The following is an 18986-nucleotide window of genomic DNA, read 5'->3' as shown; positions in this document are numbered from 1 at the left end:
ACAATACATAAAAATTAAACTTTAGTTCCATAGTAAGGAAAAATGAGGTGAAAAATGCATGCATACTGTCTGGAAAGGAAGTATTAGCTTTGGATTAGTCAATATTCCAGTGAAACTTCATGCGGCTACTGAAAATAAGGATATTAAGTTAAGGCAACTTCATAAAGAATGCCATACACCGATTAGCTATAAAAAAGTATGTGAAGGCTGCGAAAAGGAAGTTACTGAAGAAGATATCGTAAAAGCTTACGAGTATTCGAAAAATAAATATGTCGTACTGGATGCTGAGGAACTAGAAAATTTACGTAAAGAAAATGAGGATAAATCAGTTGAGATTATTGATTTTGTGAAGTTAGAAGAAATTGATCCCATTTATTTTGAAAAAACGTATTTCCTGTCACCCGATGCAACAGGATCAAAAGCTTACGCATTACTTAGAAGGACTTTAGAAGAATCCGGTAAGATCGGTGTTGCAAAAATTATCATACGCTCCAAAGAACAATTAGCGGTAGTCAGGGTTTACAAGGATGCTTTAGTTATGGAGACAATCCATTTCCCTGATGAGGTAAGAAGTGTCGGTGATGTACCAAATATTCCGGATGTGGATACCGTTGTTCAAAAGGAGCTTGATACAGCGCTCATGTTAGTTGAACAATTGACAACCGAGTTTGATCCTTCAAAATATACAGATGAATACCGTACAGCATTAATGCAATTAATTGAAGATAAAAAGGCTGGAAGTACCGTATCAGTAAACGAAAAGCGGCCACTTCCTGATAATGTTACGGATTTAATGTCGGCCCTTCAAGCATCACTTGATAAAACGAAGAAACCAGCACCAAGAAAGCGTACAACCCGAACGAAGAAAAATGCCTAAAACTAAAAGAGCAAACACGCATTAATTTCGTGTTTGCTCTTTCTCGTACGATATGAAAAGCTAACGATTACAATATATTTTCAATAGCCCTTTCAATGTCCAAGAATGAACTATCCGGCTCAAAGCGTTGAATGACACGACCATTCCGGTCTACGAGAAACTTCGTGAAATTCCATCGAATATTGCGGCCGATTAAATAGTCAGGATAATTTGTCTGAATCATATCATACAAGTGTTTTTGCTGCATCGTATCACGGACAAACTCCGGGCAATCGACCTCATGCTTTAAATAGTTAAATAAAGGATGTGTCTCCTTACCATTGACATTTATTTTATCGAATACTTGGTAAGTAACACCGAACTGCGTTTTACATTGCAATGCAGATGTTGCACCATCTTCAGGGTTCTGTTCACCAAATTGGTTGCATGGAAATGAAAGAACATTAAAACCTTTATTGCCGTACCGTTCATATAATTTTTGTAAATCTTCATATTGATATGTAAAACCGCAATTACTAGCTGAATTGACAATTAGCATCACTTGATTCCGATATGTTTCCATTGATAAAATTTCACCGTTCGTTTTTCTTACCAAATAATTATAAATACTCATTTAGATCCCCCTAATTTTAAATTTCGGTAAATATTTTATACTACTTTTATATAGTACAAAACATCTATTGAAAAGTAAAAAATTAAGAGAGATTATCAGAAATATATTTTTTTCTAAAGAACTTAAGAAATCAACTCTTAAATTTTGATATTATATTATTATATTTCCAATTAGGAGGATACTATGATTAAATTAGCTACGATTGAACATGCAACTGTGACAGCACAACTTGCGTTACAACTTTGGCCAGATAATGATTTAGAGGAATTCATTCAAAACATGGAAGTAACGATTAAACATCCTAACAGTGCTATCTTTTTGGCATTTAGTGAGGAGGAAGCAATCGGATTTGCTCAGTGTCAGCTTCGACACGACTATGTAGAGGGGACAGATTCAAATCCAGTTGGGTATTTGGAAGGTTTATATGTCGTTGAGCATTACCGCGAGCGTGGCATAGCAAAAGAACTGGTTAAAGCATGCGAACAATGGGCAAAGGCTAAAGGTTGTACGGAATTTGCGAGCGATTGTGAACTATCGAATACAGCCAGCCTACACGTACATCTTAAATTAGGCTTTACTGAAGCAAACCGCATCATATGCTTTACGAAAAAGCTTTAAATAAATATGTTTAATTATTTAAGGAGATTTATTATGAAGAAAATTTTATTATGTATAAGCTTCTTATGCATTATGTTTACAGTAGTAGGTTGTAGTGAACAGGAAGAAGCGGTAACAGGTGAATTTCTTTTAGGGAATTTTGGATTCGAGCTTCTATCAAATGAAACTTATCATCTCGTTGTTCCATTTGAATGGACAGGTGACTCACCAGTAACGATAGATTCGATTGAGTTAATAAAAAAGGATAATAATCCTATTACTTACGAGGAAGATGGGATAAAGTATGAATTTTTCGGTGCTGATCCATTAAAAAAATCAGGGATTTATGGAAATAGAGATATTGGAGATAAAAAAAGGATTAATAACTTTGAAATTGATGGTAAAGGAAAAATAATACTAAAAATAATAGCGGACAATGTAAAGGAAGATAGTGACCGTAAAGTAAAAATAAAATTTAAAAGTAATGGAGAAGAAAGTGAGAAAATTGTAGAGTGGAAGACTCTTGAACAATTTTCTACAGACAATAATTAAAGGTACTCCCTTTGTTTACTAACTGGTAGCGTTATAATGTTCCGCTGCAACTACTCCCGTTATTCATACATATCATATTAGCCTTTGAATAAACTCGATTAAAATCGGGTTTATTTTTTCGGCATTACGCATCGGGAAATCATGACCTGCTTTTGAAATAGTCGCTACATTACAATGCTCATTTCCCCCTAGCAATTTAAGTGAATCTCTTATGTCTTTGCTTTCACGATCACCACATATCGCTAGCATTGGTACTAAAACTGTATAAAAGTGAGGTAGATTGATTATATTTAACGTTTCAATGAAAAACGCCTTGTAATTCTCTTCGGTAATTTTTTGGGCATACGCTACCATATCATTCGCCTGCTCCTTCGAATAATTCCAATACTTCCCCTGCATTTTTACAATCCAATTAGAACGCAGCAACCTTACAGTTATAGGGGCAAATTTACAATACATTTGTATCGTCTTTTCATTCGGGCATATATTCGAACTAAAGAATACAGCAAATGAAAATAGCTCCGGATTGTCACTTACTAATTTTACTGCAAGCTGTGCGCCTATAGAATGACCAATAATACCAACTTTCTTCTTATTAAGTGACCGGATCAATTCCAGTATTTCCTGCGATAATTTTTCAGGTTCGTAAAGTATTTCAACTGACTTTCCAGCACCATATAAATGAGGTAAAACGATATGATAGTCTTTCAATAAGCTATATTGCTGCGTAAATGTATGTACTGCCATTGCCCCATGTAAAAGTATGATTGTCGGACGATTAGGATCCCCATATTGTTCGTAGTAAATCAAATTTACACCCCCTAGTTTATTTTTATAATACCAAAAATTGGCTTATCAAGTTTAGATAAGCCAATTTTGTAAAGAGCTATTATTTTGATAATGCGATTTTAATATGAGCTAAATGGTGCTCTTCATGCCACGCCAGTTTCGCTACCTTAGTCGCTACAGAAATTTCGCCATTTGTTTCGTGCGTGAATACACGTCCTAATTGCACTTCTGTTAAATGATGCGCTAAAGCAACAATACGCTCATTAATTCCTTCTAACATTTTAATCGAGCTTTCAACAGGAAGCTCCGTATCCGGCTGAATTGCCCACTTTTCTTCATCAAATGCTGGAACTGTAGGATTATCATCTGTTAACGCAAGTTTTAAACGCTGATACATATTTAGCTGTGAATCTGCAATATGATGCACAAGCTGGCGGACTGTCCAGGCGCCTTCACGGTATGTTTTATTTAATTGTTCGGTACTTAATCCATCAACCGTTTCATTTAGACGAGTTGAATACGTTTCGATTTGTTTTGCCCACTCCTGAATATGATCTAATGTCACCTTTTCAGGAACTTCTAATTTCCCAATTGGAAATTGTACATCCATCTTTGAAACACCGCCTTTTTCCCGTACAATTATTACTAGTTATTGATTTTTATATCATCAACTAACATTGTTCCATGCTCTTTTAAATTCGTATGGAAAGAAAATGCCTTTTCTAGAATATGTGGTGTTTGACCGCCGACTTTTTCTTTCGCTTCTTCAAAGTAGGCACGTAATTGCGCGCGATATTTAGGATGCGCAATTTCAATTAATTTTTCGGCTCTCTTTACTGGTGGGAGTCCGCGAAGATCCGCATATCCTTGCTCCGTAACAATAACATCCACATCATGCTCTGTATGGTCAATATGCGATACGAATGGAACGATTGTTGAAATGGCACCATTTTTTGCTAAAGAAGAAGTTACAAAAATTGTAATTCGAGCATTACGTGCAAAGTCACCAGAACCACCAATACCGTTCATAATTTTTGTACCGTTTACGTGTGTTGAATTAACATTTCCATAAATGTCTACCTCAAGGGCAGTATTGAATGATATAACACCTAAACGTCGAATAACTTCAGGATTGTTTGAGATTTCCTGTGGTCTAAACATAATCTTATCTTTATACTTTTCTAAATCCTCTGCAAGTTGATCCACACGTTTTTTCGATAGTGAGAATGCAGTACCCGCTGCGAATTTCACGATTCCCGCATCGATTAGATCGAATACGCCATCTTGCAGAACTTCAGAAAACACTTCAATATCCTTAAATTGTGATTTTTGCATGCCATTTAAAACCGCATTTGCAACTGATCCTACTCCCGATTGTAATGGAGCTAATGACTCTGGTAATTTGCCCGCTTCCACTTCACTTGCAAAGAAATCCAATAAGTGATCTGCAATTTGCTGTGTTTCTTCATTTGGCTCAAATAACGGTGAAGGTACATCAGGCTGTTCAGATAACACGATCCCTTTTACCTTGGCTGGATCAACTTTAATTCCGATCTCACCAATACGGTCTGCCACACCGTATACAGGAATTTCTTTACGTTCACCTTGTGCTTTCTGAACATAAATATCATGAAGGCCTTCATAAGCTTTTGGTGCCGTCGTATTAATTTCGATGATAACGTTTTCAGCTTTTTCAACAAAAATAGGCGAATTCCCTACCGAACCAGTAGGAATAATTAGCCCGTCTTCTGTAATAGCAGCAGCTTCGATAATAGCATAATCGATTTTCCCTAACGACCCTTTTCTCACTTCTTCTGCTGTATGAGATAAATGCTGATCAATATAGAATATTTCTCCTGCATTGATTTTCCCGCGCATAACAGCATTCCCCTGATAAGGAACACGTAAATTAATAATATCCGCCTCAGCCATCGATTGATCTGCAGTTGGACCTAAAGATGCGCCAGTATATAAATTAACTTTGAAATTTTCTTTCTCACCACGTTTAGATAGTGCAAGTGGAAATTCTTTTGGCTCCCCGAAAAGTGTAAAACCACTCATTCCAAGGTTCATACCGTCCTCAATCCAAGAAGCGGCTTCTTCTGCCGAAACAACTTTACTTAAAAACGCTTCATTTCTGATGAATTGACTTAAATCTTTTTCCATTAACAATCACCCCAAAATAGTTTTTTAATTCGTTGTTACGATGAATTTTACGAAATTCATATTGCCAATTAAAAAATCCAAGACACTATATTTTTTAATTGCCTTATCTATATTGTAATGAGAGCATTCCCGTTCGTCTATTACATCATACCTATCATAATGATAGAAATAATCTATTATCTTAGTAAAGGGTTTAATATAAAAAAACGGATTAAGGAATTGTTAAATCCCTTTAATCCGATAGTTTAACACTATAAAAACTCCTTAAATTACTCTTGCACATTATATCAAAATTATAATATATATTTATGAATAATTTATCATGTGCTATTTTTTATATTCAGTGCTTACAAAGGCAAAAATTATGCGATTTCAAGCTACGAAATGAACTCGGACTTTAATGCTTTGCATGATCAATTGCCTGATGAAGTAGATTAATTATATGATCATCGTCGCTTGAATAATACAATGTTGTTCCTTCTCGGCGAAACTTTACTAAGCGCAGATTTTTCAAAAAACGCAATTGATGGGAAACAGCGGATTGATTTAAATCCAACTTTTCCGCGATTTCATTTACCGAATGTTCCTCACAGCATAACATGTTTAAAATACGAATCCGCGTAGGGTCACTTAATGCTTTAAATGTTTGCGATACGACAAATAATGTTTCGTCATCCAGTTCGTGTTGTGTTCTCTTTTCTATCGACATATTATTAACACTCATTTCTTATTAAATTAAAGGTATTAATGATGATGGTGGTGGTGTGCATTCGTATCCTGCTTGACTGTGCAATAAATGGAACTGTCATGTTTATGTGTATTAGTTTCAACTTGTATTGTCACATGGTGAATATTTTGATGAAGTAAGTCGTGTTCTATTTTATCGAGTAGCTGCTCACTTTCTTTTATCGTTAAGTTTTCATTCACTACCACATGGCACGACATCGCATTTAACCCACTAGTAATTGTCCATATATGCAAATCATGAATCGCTTTAATTTCATTATGCTGTTCAATCGTATGAATGATGTCCTCCACATTTATATCTGAAGGTGTTCCTTCCATTAAAATATGCAAAGATGCTTTCGTTAAATGATAACCACTTCGAATAACAAGTGCCGCTACAAATATGCTGGCTAAAGGATCTGCCCAACCCCATCCAAAAAACAAAATAAGTAAAGCTGCCACAATGGCACCAATTGATCCAAACATGTCGCTTATCACATGTAAATAAGCGCCCCGCATATTTAAATTTTCTTTCGTATCCGCACCACGTAGCATAATCCAAGCGACTAAAATATTAACCGCTAACCCGATACTACTAATAATAAGCATACCTATTGATGCGACTTCCGGTGGATTCAAAAATCTTTGGATTGCTTCATAGAAAATAAACAATGCAATAACGATTAAAGTTAATCCATTTAAAGTAGCAGCCAATATTTCAATACGTTTATAGCCGAATGTTTTACTACCATTAGCGACCCTTTCAGCCAAAATGATGGCCAACAATGCGATACCAAGCGATACGGCGTCACTTAACATATGACCTGCATCTGAAAGAAGCGCAAGACTATTTGTCAAGAAACCTCCAATCGCTTCGACAATCATAAAGCTTGTAATGATTAAAAAGGAAATGAACAATACTTTCTTGTTAGTGCTATGAGAATGATGATGATGGTGATCGTGACCCCCCATTTAAAACCCCTCCACAATTAAATTTATATATATGAACATATACTCATATATAACTTATTATTTATTGGCAGAATTGTCAATTACATTTGCCTAAGATTTCATTATCTTTGAAACTAAAGTACTCTAATCAATAATTACATAGTGGAAGGGACAGCCGCCTCCAAAACAGGCGCTGCCCTATAAAAATACCGTGGTAGCGATTACATTCTACCACGGTCCATTGTTATTGAGCTGTATACCCTCCATCGAGCACAACAGCCTGTCCTGTCAATCCTTTTGCAGCATCACCCGCTAAATACATTGCCAGTGACGTAATTTCCTCTATTGCTAATAAACGTTTCTGTGGTACTAAAGGATACAACACTTCCTCTAGTATATGCTCTACAGGAATTTTTCGTGTTAAAGCTAAATCCTCAAATTGCCCACGTACTAACTCCGTGTCAACATAACCCGGACAAATCGCATTGACGGTAATACCCTCACTTGCTGTCTCAAGTGCTGCTACTTTTGTCAAACCAATGACTCCATGCTTGGCTGAATTATATGCGGACTTTCCAGCAAAACCAATAATACCGTTTATCGATGCAATATTTAAAATACGACCAAACTTTTGCTTTTTCATATGTGGTAATGCATATTTCGTTGTAATAAATGGTGCCACTAACATAATATTAATCATTTGTTGAAATTTTTGGGTCGGGAAATCTTCAATCATCGCAACATGTTGAAGCCCCGCATTATTAATTAAAATATCCAGCTGCCCATACGTATCGATCGTATATTTAATGGCCTGCTCAATATGTACTTCATTCGTTACATCACAGACGACATACGATGCTTCTCCTTGAATTTGCGTTTGTGCAACTTCTAATTGTCGTTCATCGATATCTGAAATCACAACCTTAGCACCTACCTCTGCGAATGCTTTAGCGATATCTAATCCAATTCCTCTAGCTGCTCCCGTAATGAATAATACCTTGCCTTCCATCCCTAATACCCCCGCATCATCTTAGCGTCTTTTCTAAATCTTTTTTTAAATGCTTGATCAACGTTTGTTCGCGCTCTTTATTTACTGTTGTCGACAGTGCATCTGTCCACTCATAGTACCCTTGCCCTGTTTTGTAGCCTAAATGGTTTTGTTCCGTCAATTTTGCAACAGTTGGCCCGACTTGCTTGGTAGCACTTAAATCTTCAAATAAATAGCCTGTAATATCTTGTACGACATCAAGCCCAGTCATATCTGCCGAAAGTAAAGGACCTGTAACGGACAAGCGGCGACCAATACTATATACGACTGCTGCATCGATATCTTCTTTCGAAGCGATTCCAAGCTCATATAAATGTTGCGCTTCACGAAACAATGCAAATTGTAAGCGGTTACCTACAAAACCTGCAATTTCCTTTTCAATTTTGATGGGTTTTTTATGGAATTGATGCATTAAGACCATCGTACGATCTACCGTTGCATCATCCGTCTTGTCGCCTTTTACGATTTCAACAAGTGGTACAAGATGCGCAGGATTCCAGAAGTGTGTAATAACTAATCGATTCGGATATAGCATCTTTTCAGCAAGTAATGAGGGCATTATACCCGACGTGTTGCTGGCAATGACCGTTGTCTCCGAAATAATCTCTTCTAGCTGTGAGAAGGTTTGTTGTTTTAACGCTAAGTTTTCAGGTATTGCCTCAATAATGAATGTTTTATCTTGCACGACTTCCTGTAAACTTGTTGAAAATTTAATATTAGAATGAATAAGCCAAGCTGTTTGTTGTGTAATAGCCTCTTCCTCAAGTAATGTCGCCAATTTAACATGTAAGCCTGTTTTCGCATTTTCTATGTCCTGTTCATTCAGTCCAAACACAATTACCTCATAATTCGCCCATGCAGCACTTAAAGCAATCGAATGCCCCATCGTCCCACAACCTAATATCGCTACCTTCTCCATTTGCTCGCTCCCTCTTTACTGTAAGATAGGTACTATAAGCCAAAACCGTCAACGACTAACGTGAATATCTGCGATTGCTTCTACAACTGAGGTCCATACTTTCCCATTTACTATATCGAAACACCAAATTTTCTCTACTCAAATCAACAAAAATTTCCTTCGTGAGAACATTTCAGTAAAGGTGTAATAAGGAAATCACTTATTCTAAATTCGAATAAGTGATTGTGCGTGTTAATCTTGTACAATTGTATTTTGTAAAAACTTTTTGTACCTTTTTTGAGCATATGCATCACTTTTACGCCACAGTTAATCTGTTTTTTGCATCAAAGCCGGATAGCTCTTGTGAATTAAAATTTATAATCATAAACAATTTTATACAATACCTTTAAATCATCCAAACTTGGTACTTTCGGATTGTTTGCTGGGCTCCCACTTGCAATAGCATCAGTTGCCATTTTATCGATTGCTTGGAAGAAGGCATCTTCGTCAATCCCGTATTGGCGCAAGTTACCGATATTCATTTGTTTACAAAGATTCTTTACCGAGTCAATAGCTAAATCAGCTAACTGTTCATCTGTATATATTGCATCTGTTTGCCCAACAAAGAAGGCTCCGATTTTTGCAAGACGCGGAATACAAGCATCTTTTGAGTATTCTAAGACAGCTGGTAACAGCATGGCATTTGAAATACCATGTGGTACATGGAATAACGCACCAATTGGGCGTGACATCCCGTGCACTAGTGCTACAGAGGCATTAGAGAATGCAGCGCCTGCTTGCATTGAACCTAAAGCCATCGCTTCACGCGCGGTTAAATTTGTGCCATCTTCATATGATGGCAGTAAATTATTGATGATTAGTTCCATTGCGGATAATGCTAGTAAATCAGAATATGGATGTGCTAAACGGGATAAATAACCTTCAATCGCATGGCTTAATGCATCAATGCCTGTTGCTGCTGTAATCGATTTTGGTGAAGTTAAGCATAATAATGGATCTACAATAGCTGCATTGGGCATAAAAGCAGGTTGTTTAATCATCATCTTAATATCATTTTTGATATCAGTGATGACTGTAGCATCCGTTGCTTCAGAGCCAGTTCCTGCAGTTGTTGGAATTGCAATATGTGGTATAGGTCGTATAGCGGCATTTTTTTGCATCTTCATGTAGTCGCCAACATAGCCCCCATTTGTTGCAACAACGGCGATAGCTTTTGCTGTATCAATACAGCTACCTCCGCCAATTGAAACGATGACATCACACTGTGTATCCTGTAGTAGTTTTAAGCCTTCATCAACATACGTATCTACAGGTTCAGATACAACGCCTACATACACATGTGTTTGTAAACCTTGTGCATGTAGATGCTGTAAGCAATTATCTACAACACCTAAACTCTTCATGACAGGATCACTTACGACAAGTACTGTTGATCCAAATCCCTGTGCGAGATGACCAACTTCTTCAAGTGCACCAACCCCGTATTTCATCGTAGGTAGTGAGTGAAATGTATAAACTGATTTTGTTTGAATCATAATGTTCACGTCCCTTTCTTACATTCCTAGAGAGAATAGTGCAATAGCAAGTACAGTTCCGATTATTGGTATAATGACGGTCAAGGCCCCAAATGGTAAGTAGGCGTCTTTATGTTTTTCTCCACAAACAGAACTGATTGTTGTTACTACGTAGCCGCCATGAGGTAATGAATCAAGTGAACCTGAGGCAATGGCAATTGTACGGTGAAGCGCTTCTGTATCTACACCCATATCAATGTAATGAGGTGCTAATAATGGCATGGCAATGGTTTGCCCACCAGAAGCAGAACCTGTTAAACCAGCGATTACGGCAATCGAAACAGCACCACCGATTAAAGGACTACCCGGAATACTAGTGATAACATCTACCGTGGCAAGGAAGGAAGGTGTTGCTTTTACAACACCACCAAATCCTACTACCGCTGCAGTATTGGCAATGGCAACAACTGCACCCATTGCGCCGGCTGCTAACGTCGCGCCTACTGCTTTTGCAAATTTAAAATTCACAGCGTAACCGGCAAGACATCCACCCGTTAATGCAACGATTAATGCTGAAGTACCTAATGAATCATGGAAAATAAATGAAATTACTAAAACAACTAATAACGGAATCATACTTAAAAGTGGATTTGGTAAAGCCTTCAATTCATCTATGACAGGGTCCGTAGAACGAGTAATAAATTCTTCACCTTTACCTACTGCACGTTTAACCATCCAGTTTAACCATAGGCAGCCGATTGTTGCCATGATTAGAGCGACGATAGCGCTTACTTCCCAACCTGCATATGGCGTAGTGCCCAAGTAAGGAATTGGAATCCAGTTTTGAATTTCAGGCGAACCTGCTGAAGTCATTGTAAATGTAACAGAACCTAATCCCAGTGCTGCTGGAATAAAGCGGCGCGGGAAGTTTGCTTGCTTGAATAAACTAATAGCCATTGGATAAACTGAGAACGCTACGATAAATACGGACACCCCTCCGTATGTTAAAACAGCGGCAGCCAGAACGACTGCGAATACAGCATATTTCACTCCGATTTTATCTACAATCCATTTTGATACACTGTCCGCAGCGCCCGTATCTTCCATCACTTTACCGAAGATCGCACCTGCCATGAACATTAAATACCAAGATCCAACGAATCCTGTAAAACCGTTCATATAGCTTGTTAAAAAGTTAGCTTGTTCATCCAAGGCCGTTTGTGGAAAAAAGGCTAATCCGTTTGTTAAACCTGCAAGTAATGCTGTTGATGGCGCTGAAATTAATAAGTTAACACCCTTCATCGTTAAGTAAATTAATAACGCCAAACTGCCAAACAATCCAATATAACCTAGCATAATTCTTCCATCCCCCTTAAAAAGCTACACAGACCATTTTGGGAGCCATACAGCTTAATCAGATAAAAATCAATTATTCATTATTGCTAGGAAAAGCAAATGTAGAAGTAGACACCGTTGTTGCAGTTGGCCAACGTTCTGATACTGTTTTGGTTTTTGTATAGAAACGTGCTTGGTCAGGCCCAAACATATGCCCTTCGCCAAAACGTGAGCCTTTGAAACCGGCAAAATTATGGTAACCAACAGGAATTGGAATTGGTACATTTACCCCAACCATCCCAACATCGATTTCTGTTGTGAATTTACGCGCAGCAGCTCCATCGTTTGTATAAATAGTCACACCATTTGCTAATTCATGTTGATTGATTAAATCAATTGCTTCTTCTAATGACCTAACACGTACCACATTACGCGCTGGACCAAAGACTTCTTGTTCATAAATATCCATCCCCGGTTTTACTTTATCTAAAAGTGTTGGACCAACGAAGAATCCTTTAGATTGTTTCACGATGTCAAATTCACGACCGTCACAAACTACTTCAACGCCTTCATCCACCCCACGTGCAATCGCATTTAATACGGCATCTTTTGATTGTTGAGAAATTACTGGACCGAAATCTGTATCGGTTTCTGTATAAGAACCAACTTTTAGCGCATTAATTTTTTCTTTTAGAATGGCCACTAATTTATCTGCTGTTTCTTCTCCGACAGGTATGATTGTTGAAATAGCCATACAGCGTTGAGAAGCAGCCCCATAAGCAGCCCCAATAAATGCATCCGCCACTTGTGTTAAGTCTGCATCAGGCATAACGACCATGTTATTTTTACCACCACCAAATGCATTAACACGTTTGCCATATTTTGAACCTGTTTCGTAAATGTATTGTGCGACAGGTGTAGAACCAACAAATGAGATTGCTTGAACTTTTGGGTTTTCCAATAGTTCATTTACAGCATCTTTATCACCATTTATAACTGTCCAAATACCATCTGGTAAACCGGCTTTTTTCCATAATTCACTGATGAAAAGAGCAGTCATTGGTACTTTTTCAGATGCTTTTAAAATAACCGCGTTTCCTACAGCAACAGCCATACTTGTTTGTGCTAAAGGGACCATAATTGGGAAGTTGAATGGCGAAATAGCTGCCACAACACCTAATGGATACTTTGCAGAGTAAGAATTAATTTGTCCCCCAACATTGACCGAGTATTCACCTTTTACCAGATGTGGTGCGCCAATTGCTAGATCCACTGATTCTAAAGCACGAGTAATCTCACCCTTTGCATCGTCTATTGTTTTACCGCTTTCCTCACAAATAATTTGCGTAAGTTGTTCTTGGTTCTCAGTGAGTAGATTACGGAATTTCATAACAACATCTGCACGTTTACCTACAGATAAATCACGCCATTTTGGAAAGGCCTTTTGCGCTGTCTCAATTGCTTGGGATGTTTCTTCTGCCGTAGCTAAAGGGACTTTTGCAATTACTTCACCTGTACTTGGGTTGTAAACATCACCGAAACGATTACTTTTGCCTTCTACCATTTCGCCACCAATAAAGTGTGTTAATACTTTCACTGCTTGTGTTGTTTCCATTTTTGTTGCCTCCTTATAGTTGCTCTATTTTTGTTTTATTTTTAAGACTTAAATACGAAGCTGCCATATCGTTATCACCGAAACCTTCATCTGAGATTCTGCTATATAAATCTACGAGCTGATCCCCAATAGGTAGTGGCACTCCGACTTGTTGAGCCATTTCTTTTGCTAACTTTAAGTCTTTTAAAAGTAGATTCGTTGTAAATCCTGGATTGTAGTCGTCATTTTTCATGTACTCTAAGTAGTTACGTTCGAATATACGACTCTGACCATAACTATTACTCAAGACTTCATATAAAACATCTGCTTCAATACCCATTTGTTCACCGAGGACAATTGTTTCGGCAACGGCTTCAGTATAGAAACCAATCATCAAATTATTAAGTAATTTAATGCGTGTACCGATACTTGGTGAAGTCCCGAGATGATATATATTTTTACCTAGTGAATTAAAAATGGCAGTCATTTGTTGATGAATTTCCGATTCGCCACCGACCATGATTGTTAAAGTAGCGTTAATCGCTCCGATCACTCCTCCACTTACAGGAGCACCTAAGTAATGCAGTTGAGCTTGTTGTGCTTCCGCAAATAACTCGTCATTAAGTTGGGGATTGACCGTACTGAAATCTACTAAAATTGTTCCCTTATTAGCTGTATGGATAATTCCTTGTGGACCGCGATAAACAGCAGAAACGACTTGTGGTGTTGGTAGACTCGTTAAAACGACCGTACTTTCTGCAACGAGTTGTGCAACGTCGGCAACAGCTGTCCCTCCATTTGCCACAAACTTTTCATTGCTGGCTTCATTTGTGTCAAAGCCGAGTACTGTATAGCCTGCATTGACAAGATTAGTTGCCATAGGTAAACCCATATTACCTAATCCGATAAACCCAATTGTGTGTGCCATGTACATTCCTCCCTTTTATGAGAACCCTTACATTTCTTTATTGAATAAGTTGCAATATTCAATTAGAGTGAATAAAAAGATGTGTTAAAAAAGATTGACCGCAGTCAGTGACTGTGGTTAGTTAAATGATATACATTACTTTTTTCTACGTCAATACACTTTTTACCTAGAAAAGTTAATTTTCTTGTTTTTAAAATATTAAAATAATGTTTGGAGGGGTTTGGAATTAATCATCAATTAACAGAACGTCAAAAAAAAGCTCTATTAACAAAAGAAAAACTTTATATAACTGCATTGGATTTATTCACTAAACATGGCTTTGAACATGTTTCTGTAGAGCAGATAACAAAGGCTTGTAATGTATCTAAGGGGACTTTTTATACACACTTCCCATCCAAATATGATGTTATTTTGGAAAAGTTTGAGGAAATGGATAACTATTATATAGAAATAGAAAAAAATATACCCGATCACTTTAATGCAGTCGAAAAAATATTATTTATTTTTAGGGAACAGATGATTTATTTGCAAAATCATGTCGGAAAAGATATGTTGCGGACCGTTTATACGGCAGCTATGACAAAAGAAGTGGAGAAAAATCATTTTTTAATCAACCCACAACGTAAAATTTTTCAAATGCTACGTCAATTCGTAATAGAAGGGATTAATCAGCATGAATTTAAGCCGGATGTGACACTTGAGGTTGCGACAAAATATGTAGAGCGTTGTATGCGTGCAAACGTCTATGATTGGTTAATTCACGATGAAAGCTTTGATTTAGTAGAGGAGATGGTAGACTTTACGGGTTCTATGCTTGACGGGCTCATTGTAAAGTGAGCAGAAATTTAATACCAAAAAGGACTTAGTGTAATGAGAGGTTTTGAAGTAATCTTTATTGTAACTAGACGACATAAAACATCTCCAAAGTAAGTATGTATAGAAATTAAAACAATCCCCAATAGGTAGACAGATTAAAAAATAAAATCTGCTTATTAATTGGGGAGTTTTTGTATGGGAAAGTATAGCTTTTTAAAAGCGCTTCTATAGTCACAATGTATATTTTTTATGTTCATTTGTCGAAACATAAAGTTTGCGATAATCAATTCGTCCATGGTTATCAAACACCACATGATCAAAGTTAGAATTTTCCCGAACATAATAGTAGTGCTTACGGTGTTTTAGGAATTTAAGATGGTATGACGTTTGCAGAAATTGCTCAATTTCCTCAAATTCAAGCAATGGATTATGTGACGTTTTCGCTTCTTCAAATAGATTGAATGCCCTTTTACAATCCTGTTCATTCATTGTAGAAATTAAGTCTTTCCCGTATGTAGTGTAATAATTATAAAAGGATAGATTTAAATTCCTTAAAATAGCCATACCACCTACAAATAGGTCCATCTTTTTAAATCGTTCAGCTGTTGGCTGTTGGAAATTGATACATTGAAGTTCCGCTTCAATATTATGCTCTGCTAAAATCTCCTGCAGCTTTTCTGCCTGTGGAAGGTGGTTCACTCCTTCACGGATTTGCTGATACCCAATAATAATCGGCTCTTTCAAGTCGGGTTTTATTAGCTGTGGGGCTTCTACTTGTACTTTATGTGATGAAGTCAGCCAGCCGTACGCAGGTTGCTCGTAATACGGATTTAATACAAATTGCTCAGGTAGGATGTTATGCCATATATAGGCTCTTGCCTCTTCACTTGAGAAGGCTTCACGGCTACTGTTAAAAAATAAATATGTTGCCCCTTCCTCCTGCTGTTCAATGACACGATAAGGTTCGTCCTCGATTGGCATATGTGAAATTGGACTGGCGACTTCGCTTTCCGTAATAAACAGCTCCACTCGGTCGATCCAAGGTCGTTCTTTAAAATAAGATTGAAATGCCTCCAGAATAATTTTGTCATTTGAAAGCTGCTTAAGCTGAAAAGGTCCACAGCCGATTTCTGGATTGAGGGATTTAGTTAGCATGACTAATCTCGGACTAGCAAAAAAGGTTGGCAGTAAGGAAAATGGTTTTTTCAGCTGTATAATGAGTTCGTATTTACTAAGGACATTCATTTGTGCAATTTCATAAATTTCTTTGTAACGCTCACTAATATAGGCAATTGAAGCTACGACTTCCTCTGCCGTCAGTATTGTACCATCGTGAAACTTGACGCCTTTCTTTAATACGAAAGACCACGTACGATAATCCTGTGTATCATAGGCAAATACTAAATTATTAAAAATATTGCCTTTTTCATCAATCCCAAAAAGTGTTTCATGAATTTGCTCCATCATATGGGAATCATGTCTTGAAATTGATTTTAAAGGATCTAGAAAAAGTTCAACTTCATACATTTGCTGAACAAATATATGCTCATCTTCAATAGACTGCAGACCTAATTTTGAATTTAACCACGCTTGAATATTTGAATTTTGGGTCATATCATAGCGTTTTATAATTTCCAATGCGACTTCATAATTCCCGATTTCCCAAAGCTCAGATATCCATTCTAGTAAAATAGTATCTGAATTTCTCAGCATCGTAATAAACGGCTTCTTCCCCCGACCACGCGCAGTCTCCCATCGGATTTTCTGGTTTTCCTCAAGTTGATGTACTATCGTTTTCGCGTAGCGTGTAGAACAATTTAAAAGCTTGGCTATTTCCGCAATAGACGTTTCCGTACGTTGATCTTTCATAAAAAATTTGCTTAACGTAAACTCGTATTCCATATTTCCTCCTTAAAAGGTGAACAAGTCTATTTTTCCAATCACTTTTTGTTCCTGTTATTTTATTCTAAACTTCTTTAAGTGGAGGTGCTATATGAACTTACTTAAAAACTCAAATTTTCAGAAGCTGTATGTAATTTCATTATTAGTGAATATTTCAATGACGACGTTTTCCTTTATATTACCGCTTATCTTGTATGAATATACAAAATCAGCCATTGCTATGAGTACAATGCGCTTAATGGATTTCCTACCCAATGTGCTATTAGGAATGTTTATTGGTGTACTCGTAGACCGAATGAATCGTCGCCTAACAATGCTTTGGGGAAATGTCATCCGTACGCTATTTGCATTCACTTTAACTGTAGTGCTAACGACAACCGAGTTTTCACTTTGGTCTGTGTATGTACTCGGTTTCGTTATTTCATCGCTCGGCTATATGATCGGCAGCGCAACAAATGCGATTATGCCGCAGCTGTTTGAGCGTTCGCAAATGACAGAAATTCAAACAAGATTGTCGTTACAAAATACCTTAATTTCAATTATCGGACCTGGACTATTAGGTATGCTTCTGCTTTGGAGTTCGAATGCTGTATTTTTATGGCTATTTGTAGGTTGTAATCTGCTCATTGTTTTCGTAACAGCACTATTACAGAAGGTGCCGAATCCAGAGCGGTCTTCTCAATCACTTTGGCAGGATTTAAAAGAGGGTTATGATGAGCTGATCAGAAATAAGTCACTGTTTATACAAACATGGACAATTTTCTTTTCAAATTTCGCCTCAAGCCTCATTATCGGTGTGCTGACGTTTTATGCGCTCGATACACTACAGTTTACTAAAGAGGAACTTGGCTTCATGCTAACACTATCAGCTTTTGGTGGCATATTGGGAGCAAAAATAATTAGACCGCTTCGTAATAAATATCGAAGAGGACAAATTTATACATATTCAATGGCAGTGGAAATTCTTATTTTAATTACTTTTATGTTTGCACAAACTTGGTGGCTATTAGGGATTTTATTATCCTTGCGTACAGCCATTTCAACGATGACAAATATTGTCTATCTTGCACTACGTCAAGAAACAACGCCCAATCATCTATTAGGTCGTGTTGCTGGTACAACCTCGATGATTATGAAACTCGCTCTACCTTTTGGTTTACTTGTTGGGGGGTATTGGGCAGATCACTTTGCCATTCCACCGATATTCCTTATAAGTGCTATCATTATTTCTATTAATGTTTTTATTTTATTTAAAACGAAATTTACTATGACGGTATAAGCAACGCTTTGGACCTATAAATGAACACAAAAAAGAGGCATCCTAATAAAAGGATACCTCTTTTGTATGGTTACATCATTAAAATTAAAGTTTTACGATGTTTGTAGCTTGTGGGCCACGTTGACCTTCTTCGATACCGAATTCAACTTTTTGACCTTCGTCTAAAGATTTGAATCCGTCGCCTTGGATTGCTGAGAAGTGAGCGAATACGTCGTTTCCGCCTTCAACTTCGATAAATCCAAAACCTTTTTCTGCGTTAAACCATTTTACTGTACCTTGTGTCATTTAAATGACCTCCATTATTCGTATTAATAAGATGACAATTTCCTTAAAAAGAAAAAAATTCACATATTACAAAAAGTACCAAACAAAATCCAAAT

The 18986-nt window shown here is 37.2% G+C and carries 19 protein-coding genes; 5 read left to right on the top strand and 14 right to left on the bottom strand.

Annotated elements, in window-relative coordinates; genetic code table 11:
• The first annotated feature begins 58 nt into the window (after positions 1-58).
• Entirely contained in the window at positions 59-877 is an 819-nt protein-coding gene (ku, locus tag MHH95_RS12735; protein WP_339216525.1) for a non-homologous end joining protein Ku, read from the top strand.
• Between the two features lie 67 nt (positions 878-944).
• On the opposite strand, the gene MHH95_RS12730 is transcribed toward ku, so the two are convergent.
• Entirely contained in the window at positions 945-1490 is a 546-nt protein-coding gene (locus MHH95_RS12730) for a glutathione peroxidase (RefSeq protein ID WP_340727887.1), read from the bottom strand.
• A 183-nt stretch (positions 1491-1673) separates the two neighbouring features.
• Between MHH95_RS12730 and aac(6') the strand changes: the two genes are divergently transcribed.
• Positions 1674-2108, top strand: a complete 435-nt coding sequence (gene aac(6') / locus MHH95_RS12725) for an aminoglycoside 6'-N-acetyltransferase (RefSeq protein WP_340727886.1) — start codon at positions 1674-1676, stop codon at positions 2106-2108.
• Between the two features lie 33 nt (positions 2109-2141).
• Positions 2142-2639, top strand: coding sequence for a hypothetical protein (locus tag MHH95_RS12720; protein WP_340727885.1), 498 nt, complete (start codon positions 2142-2144; stop codon positions 2637-2639).
• A gap of 72 nt (positions 2640-2711) precedes the next feature.
• Here the strand turns inward: MHH95_RS12720 and MHH95_RS12715 are convergent, their stop codons facing one another.
• The 11 genes from MHH95_RS12715 to MHH95_RS12665 form a co-directional block, all read right to left on the bottom strand.
• The gene (locus MHH95_RS12715; RefSeq protein WP_340727884.1) at positions 2712-3449 is read right to left on the bottom strand and encodes an alpha/beta fold hydrolase; all 738 of its coding nucleotides are present in this window, start codon (positions 3447-3449) and stop codon (positions 2712-2714) included.
• Positions 3450-3528: 79 nt separating this feature from the next.
• Entirely contained in the window at positions 3529-4038 is a 510-nt protein-coding gene (locus MHH95_RS12710) for a YfiT family bacillithiol transferase (RefSeq protein WP_340727883.1), read from the bottom strand.
• A 35-nt stretch (positions 4039-4073) separates the two neighbouring features.
• Positions 4074-5594, bottom strand: a complete 1521-nt coding sequence (locus tag MHH95_RS12705; protein ID WP_340727882.1) for a succinate CoA transferase — start codon at positions 5592-5594, stop codon at positions 4074-4076.
• 397 nt (positions 5595-5991) lie between these two features.
• Positions 5992-6303, bottom strand: a complete 312-nt coding sequence (locus tag MHH95_RS12700; RefSeq protein WP_340727881.1) for an ArsR/SmtB family transcription factor — start codon at positions 6301-6303, stop codon at positions 5992-5994.
• A 35-nt stretch (positions 6304-6338) separates the two neighbouring features.
• Positions 6339-7292, bottom strand: a complete 954-nt coding sequence (locus MHH95_RS12695) for a cation diffusion facilitator family transporter (protein WP_340727880.1) — start codon at positions 7290-7292, stop codon at positions 6339-6341.
• A gap of 223 nt (positions 7293-7515) precedes the next feature.
• Entirely contained in the window at positions 7516-8280 is a 765-nt protein-coding gene (locus tag MHH95_RS12690; protein ID WP_340727879.1) for a 3-hydroxybutyrate dehydrogenase, read from the bottom strand.
• Positions 8281-8296: 16 nt separating this feature from the next.
• Entirely contained in the window at positions 8297-9238 is a 942-nt protein-coding gene (locus MHH95_RS12685) for a 3-hydroxyacyl-CoA dehydrogenase family protein (RefSeq protein WP_340727878.1), read from the bottom strand.
• A 347-nt stretch (positions 9239-9585) separates the two neighbouring features.
• The gene (locus MHH95_RS12680; RefSeq protein ID WP_340727877.1) at positions 9586-10773 is read right to left on the bottom strand and encodes an iron-containing alcohol dehydrogenase; all 1188 of its coding nucleotides are present in this window, start codon (positions 10771-10773) and stop codon (positions 9586-9588) included.
• An 18-nt stretch (positions 10774-10791) separates the two neighbouring features.
• On the bottom strand, positions 10792-12108 hold the full coding sequence (locus tag MHH95_RS12675) for a GntP family permease (protein ID WP_340727876.1): 1317 nt from the start codon (positions 12106-12108) through the stop codon (positions 10792-10794).
• A gap of 73 nt (positions 12109-12181) precedes the next feature.
• Positions 12182-13702, bottom strand: coding sequence for a CoA-acylating methylmalonate-semialdehyde dehydrogenase (locus MHH95_RS12670; RefSeq protein WP_340727875.1), 1521 nt, complete (start codon positions 13700-13702; stop codon positions 12182-12184).
• Positions 13703-13715: 13 nt separating this feature from the next.
• Positions 13716-14609, bottom strand: coding sequence for an NAD(P)-dependent oxidoreductase (locus MHH95_RS12665; protein ID WP_340727874.1), 894 nt, complete (start codon positions 14607-14609; stop codon positions 13716-13718).
• Between the two features lie 210 nt (positions 14610-14819).
• On the opposite strand from MHH95_RS12665, the gene MHH95_RS12660 reads away from it, so the two are divergent.
• Positions 14820-15446, top strand: coding sequence for a TetR/AcrR family transcriptional regulator (locus MHH95_RS12660; RefSeq protein WP_340727872.1), 627 nt, complete (start codon positions 14820-14822; stop codon positions 15444-15446).
• A gap of 210 nt (positions 15447-15656) precedes the next feature.
• On the opposite strand, the gene MHH95_RS12655 is transcribed toward MHH95_RS12660, so the two are convergent.
• Complete coding sequence (locus MHH95_RS12655) at positions 15657-17294, bottom strand: ABC transporter substrate-binding protein (protein ID WP_340727871.1); 1638 nt, start codon at positions 17292-17294, stop codon at positions 15657-15659.
• 124 nt (positions 17295-17418) lie between these two features.
• Between MHH95_RS12655 and MHH95_RS12650 the strand changes: the two genes are divergently transcribed.
• Positions 17419-18606, top strand: coding sequence for an MFS transporter (locus tag MHH95_RS12650; protein ID WP_340727870.1), 1188 nt, complete (start codon positions 17419-17421; stop codon positions 18604-18606).
• Positions 18607-18690: 84 nt separating this feature from the next.
• On the opposite strand, the gene MHH95_RS12645 is transcribed toward MHH95_RS12650, so the two are convergent.
• Positions 18691-18891, bottom strand: a complete 201-nt coding sequence (locus MHH95_RS12645) for a cold-shock protein (protein WP_191699045.1) — start codon at positions 18889-18891, stop codon at positions 18691-18693.
• Between the last annotated feature and the right edge of the window lie 95 nt (positions 18892-18986).

Source organism: Solibacillus sp. FSL K6-4121, from assembly GCF_038002585.1.
GTDB lineage: Bacteria > Bacillota > Bacilli > Bacillales_A > Planococcaceae > Solibacillus > Solibacillus faecavium.
Note: the sequence above shows the minus strand (reverse complement) of the source record. Positions and strands in the feature narration are given on the sequence as shown.